3 protein-coding genes are annotated in these 4,354 nt (G+C 65.7%); 1 reads left to right on the forward strand and 2 read right to left on the reverse strand.

Features of this window, described 5'->3' with window-relative positions; genetic code table 11:
• On the reverse strand, positions 1 to 1,494 hold a 1,494-nt coding region (locus tag ACTHJR_RS17700), incomplete at its 3' end, for a hypothetical protein (RefSeq protein ID WP_440524647.1).
• A gap of 81 nt (positions 1,495 to 1,575) precedes the next feature.
• The gene (locus tag ACTHJR_RS17705; RefSeq protein ID WP_440524649.1) at positions 1,576 to 3,177 is read right to left on the reverse strand and encodes an alpha-L-fucosidase; all 1,602 of its coding nucleotides are present in this window, start codon (positions 3,175 to 3,177) and stop codon (positions 1,576 to 1,578) included.
• 157 nt (positions 3,178 to 3,334) lie between these two features.
• On the opposite strand from ACTHJR_RS17705, the gene ACTHJR_RS17710 reads away from it, so the two are divergent.
• The coding region (locus tag ACTHJR_RS17710) for a glycosyl hydrolase (protein WP_440524650.1) at positions 3,335 to 4,354 on the forward strand (1,020 nt) is incomplete at its 3' end.

Genomic DNA, 4,354 nt, shown 5'->3' on the forward strand with positions numbered 1-4,354 from the left:
CTTCACCGGATCGAGCGTCATGTCGAAATGGTCGGTGATCATCGGCGTCCACTCGCTCGCGACCTTGGTCTCGAACGTGTAGAAGAACACCGCGTCCCAATCCTGCAGCGAGGCGTAGGAGGCCAGGATCGGGATCATCTCCGCGCCGTAATCGGTCGGGAACGGCTCGTTGACCTCGCTGACCGTGAACGGCTTGCCCGCCACTGCGCTGCGCGCGAGCTTGAGGATGGTCGAGAGCTCGGGCGAATTGACCATCGGCTCGTTGCGCTGGCCGTAGATCGCCGGGTGCTGCCAATAGACGTGCGAGTCGACGATGTCGGACTTGATCAGCGTCCGCAGCAGCGGCTGGTTGGCCATGAAGTAAGTGTGATCGGCCATCGGGATGATCGGCACCTTCACGCCGACCTCATCCTTGAGGAAGCGCTTCATCTCGGCGTGGAAACCGATCTCGACCGAGGTCAGGAACGCGATCTCGGCATCGAGCCGCAGCCGCGGCGCATCCGGATGGTCGCCGCGACGCATGAACGGCACCGGCTGGCCGGCGGCGATCCCCGCCATGCGGTGCAGCTCGGCAACCTGGGCAGGTGTGCGGTTCTTGCCCAGCCAGTCATTGTACATCTTGACCAACAGCGCCTCGTAATGCGGCGTCATGTCGAGCTGGTAGTTCGGCCCGTCCTTGATCCGCTCGCCGCGCAGCCAGTTGCGCGCCCAGAATTCGAGCAGCGAATTCTCGTTGACCACCTCGACCAGCGCCACCGCCGGGTCGTCGGCATAGCGCAGCCCGGTATAGGCATTGCGATGGTCGAGCAGCTGCTTGGCGTAGTCCTTTTCGAGCGCGACCAGTTCGGGACCGAAATAGGTGAAGGCCTTGGCGTTGTTGATCAGGTCGACGTCGGGGACGTTGTCGCCCGATTTGAACACGCGCCCGACATTGAGGTTGAAGTCGGCATAGATGCCGTTCTTCTTCAGCTGGGCGATCCAGTAATCGAGCCGGTCGAGCTGGTCGGGATTGAAATGCTGGCTGTCGGGCAGGTCGCCGCGGATCAGCCCGCGCGGCGGATGGGTGAACGGCCCGGCGGTCGGCGAGATGCCCGCGCCCTCGTTGCGGATCGGGAAGGCGGTGTCGGGCCGGTCGAGGAAATGGAGCCGCACGCAATTGACGCCGATCCGCGCCAGCGCCGCGGCATAGGTTTCTGCCGCCTTGTGATCGGGAAGCTCGGCCGAGCCCTTGGCCCAGCCGGTCATGTTGAATCCCCAGCAGCGGAAGCGCTTGCCGTCGCCGCGGTAGAGATGCCCGTCCTGGACGCGGATGAAGCCGTGGCTGCCCGCCGGCCCGTCATGCAGGAAGCGCGCGTCCGCCGGGGAGTCGACCCGCACCTCATGGTCGACGGTGAAGGGCTGGAGCGCCGGCGTGTCCGATTGCGCGCCGACCGCGCTTGCGCCCAACAGCGTCGCGGCGATCGCCGCCCAGCGGCTCCAGTGTACCAGTCGCATCCGCTTTTCCATCACAACCCCCGATGCTCGTCGATGTGAAATGCGGCGGCCGCGCGATGCCGACCACCGTTCAAGGAGAAATCAATGCGTCCGGATGCGCAGCGCGTAAGGGTAGGACCCGTCGGCGGCCGGCGGCAGGCTGACCTTCAGTCCTTGCGGCGTCTGCTGCCAGCGGATCTTTCCCCCATCGAGCAACTCGATGCTCTTGATCGGCGCGTCGAGATAAGGCGTGCCGGCGTAGAGCGTCTTGATCAGCACCGCGCCGTCCTTGGGCCGCGCCAGGCCGAGCGCGTAAACAACGTTACCCTTGGTGGTGAAGCGGATGTCCGCCGGCGTGAAACCCTTGATCGCGGACTGTTCTACCTGACCGCCGACGCGGGTCTGGCCCGACTTGGTCGGTCCCTCGCCGAAATATTTGAACGGCCGCGTGCCGTAGATCGCCTCGCCATTGACCTTGAGCCAGCTGCCCATGCCCTTCAATACCGAGACGATCTCGTCGGGAATGGTCCCGTCCGACTTGGGGCCGACGTTGAGCAGCAAATTGCCGTTCTTGCTGACGATGTCGATCAAATCGGCGACCAGGGATTGCGGCGTGCGATAGGTGTCGTTCTTGGCATAGCCCCAGCTCTTGAGGCTGACCGAAGTGTCCGATTGCCAGGGCGTCAGCCTGAGTTGGTCGGTCTTGCCACGCTCCATGTCGAACATGGCGCTGCCTTCGGCGAACTGGCCGCCCTTATAGGCGATGATGCCCGGCGCCCCCCAGCTCGCGCTGCGGTTGTAATAATAGGCCGCGGTGTCGCGCATCCGCGATTCGAACATCGGCGCGGCGGTCCACCAGTCGAAATAGATCAGCTCGGGGTGATATTTGTCGATCAGCTCCGACGTGCGCCCCATCCAGTCGTCCATGAACGCCTTGCTCGGCGGCAGCCATTCCTGGAGCTGGTTGCCATCGGGCCAGTTGGTCGGCCCGTCGGCGGGCAGGCCCATCGGCGCGGCGGGACCGTAGAGTCCGGCGTTCTTCGGATCGTTGACGTCGGAATCGAACGTGCGACCCATATAATACCACCACCAATGCTCGGCGCGGTGCGAGGACAGGCCGAAATGCATGCCCTTGGCCCGCGCCGCCTTGGCGATCAGCCCGACCACGTCGCGGTGCGGCCCCATCTCGGCGGCGTCCCATTCGGTCAAATCGGACTGGTACATGGCGAAGCCGTCGCAATGCTCGGCGACCGGCACGACGTAGCGCGCGCCGGCATCGGAGAAGAGCTTGACCCAGGCGGCGGGGTCGAACTTCTCCGCCTTGAACATCGGGATGAAGTCCTTGTAGCCGAACTTCGATTGCGGGCCGTAGGTCGCGACCTGGTGCTCGAAGGCGGCGTTGCCCGGCACGTACATATTACGCGAATACCATTCGTTGGCGAAGGCCGGGACCGAATAGACTCCCCAATGGATGAAGATGCCGAACTTGGCGTCGCGGAACCAATTGGGGGTGCGATAGCCGGCGCGTAGCGAGTCCCAGTCGGATTTGAATGGCCCCTTGGCGATCCCGGCTTTGACCGCGCTCAGCTTGGCGGCGAGCTTGGCCTGGTAGCCCGGCACGTCGGCCGACGCCGACGACGTGGCCAAAGCCAGCGCGGCGCACGCCATCGCCCCGCGCGCAACGCTTTTCAACAGCGTGCCCATCGCCCTTCTCTCCTGGTCAAAACGCGCGGTTGAACCCCGTCGCCCTAGCCAGCGGCTTAAATCACCGCCCCCGTTCCAATCAAGCTTTATTATCGTATCATATGACATTATGGGTCAGCGACATCGCCAACCAACGGGCGGGGAGAGGATGATGGGAATGGGTCGTCGCGAGTTCCTGGCCGGCGCCGCCGCCGGCAGTTTCGCGGTCACGCTGAACTGGGCGGGACACGCCAAGGCCGCGACCGGCGACGCCCTGCTCGAAGGCTTCCGCCAACCCGGCCCCGATGCCCGCCCGCACACCTGGTGGCATTGGATGAACGGCAACGTCACGACCGAGGGGATCACGCTCGATCTCGAGGCATTGGCACGAGTCGGAGTCGGCGGCGTGCATATGTTCGACGTCGGCTGCGGCATCCCGCAGGGGCCGGCCAAGACGCTGTCGCCCGAATGGGTCAAGGTGGTCCGCCACGCCGCCGACGAATGCGGGCGGCTGGGCATCTCGTTCGTGCTGCACAATTGCCCCGGCTGGTCGTCGAGCGGCGGTCCCTGGATCACCCCCGACCGCGCGATGCAGCAGCTCGTGTGGAGCGAGGTGACGGTCGATGACGGCGGCACGATCGACCGCCCCCTGCCCCGCCCCTTCACCCGGCTCGACCATTATCGCGACGCGATGGTGCTCGCTTATCCCGCGCTTCCCGGCAATCGTGCCGCGGCGCGCGGCCAGATCGTGCGCACGACGCTCAACGACACGCCGGCCGAGGTTCGGCTGATCACCGACGGCGACGGCTCGACCGCGCTCGACATCAAGCCGGGCGAGACCCCGTCGCAGCTTGTGGTCGAGTTCGCCGCGCCCTATCGCGCCCGATCGCTGCTGCTGCAGGCCGCGCCGGTCGACGACAATGCGAATTTCTCGCCCTCGGCCGCGTTCACGGTCGAGGCATCGGACGACGGCACTACCTGGCGCGCGCTCGCCCAGGCAGCGGTGCCGAGCTGGCGCGTCCATACACCCCCGCCGATCGTCGCAAATTTCGCCGAGACCTCGGCGCGCTTCTACCGCATCGGCGTGCCGGCGACCTGCCGTCTGTCCGAGCTTCACCTGTCGGCCGATCCGCGCGTCGCGGAGATCGGCGCCAAGGGCGGCTGGGGCCGCTACGCCAATATCGGCGAGACGCCGGGC

Origin of the sequence: Sphingomonas sp., from assembly GCF_051962185.1 — a bacterium.
Lineage (GTDB): Bacteria > Pseudomonadota > Alphaproteobacteria > Sphingomonadales > Sphingomonadaceae > Sphingomonas.

Bases quoted from the DNA above. Each gene is read 5' to 3' on its own strand.
- ACTHJR_RS17705 (WP_440524649.1), bottom strand. From the start codon at position 3,177: ATGGGCACGCTGTTGAAAAGCGTTGCGCGCGGGGCGATGGCGTGCGCC.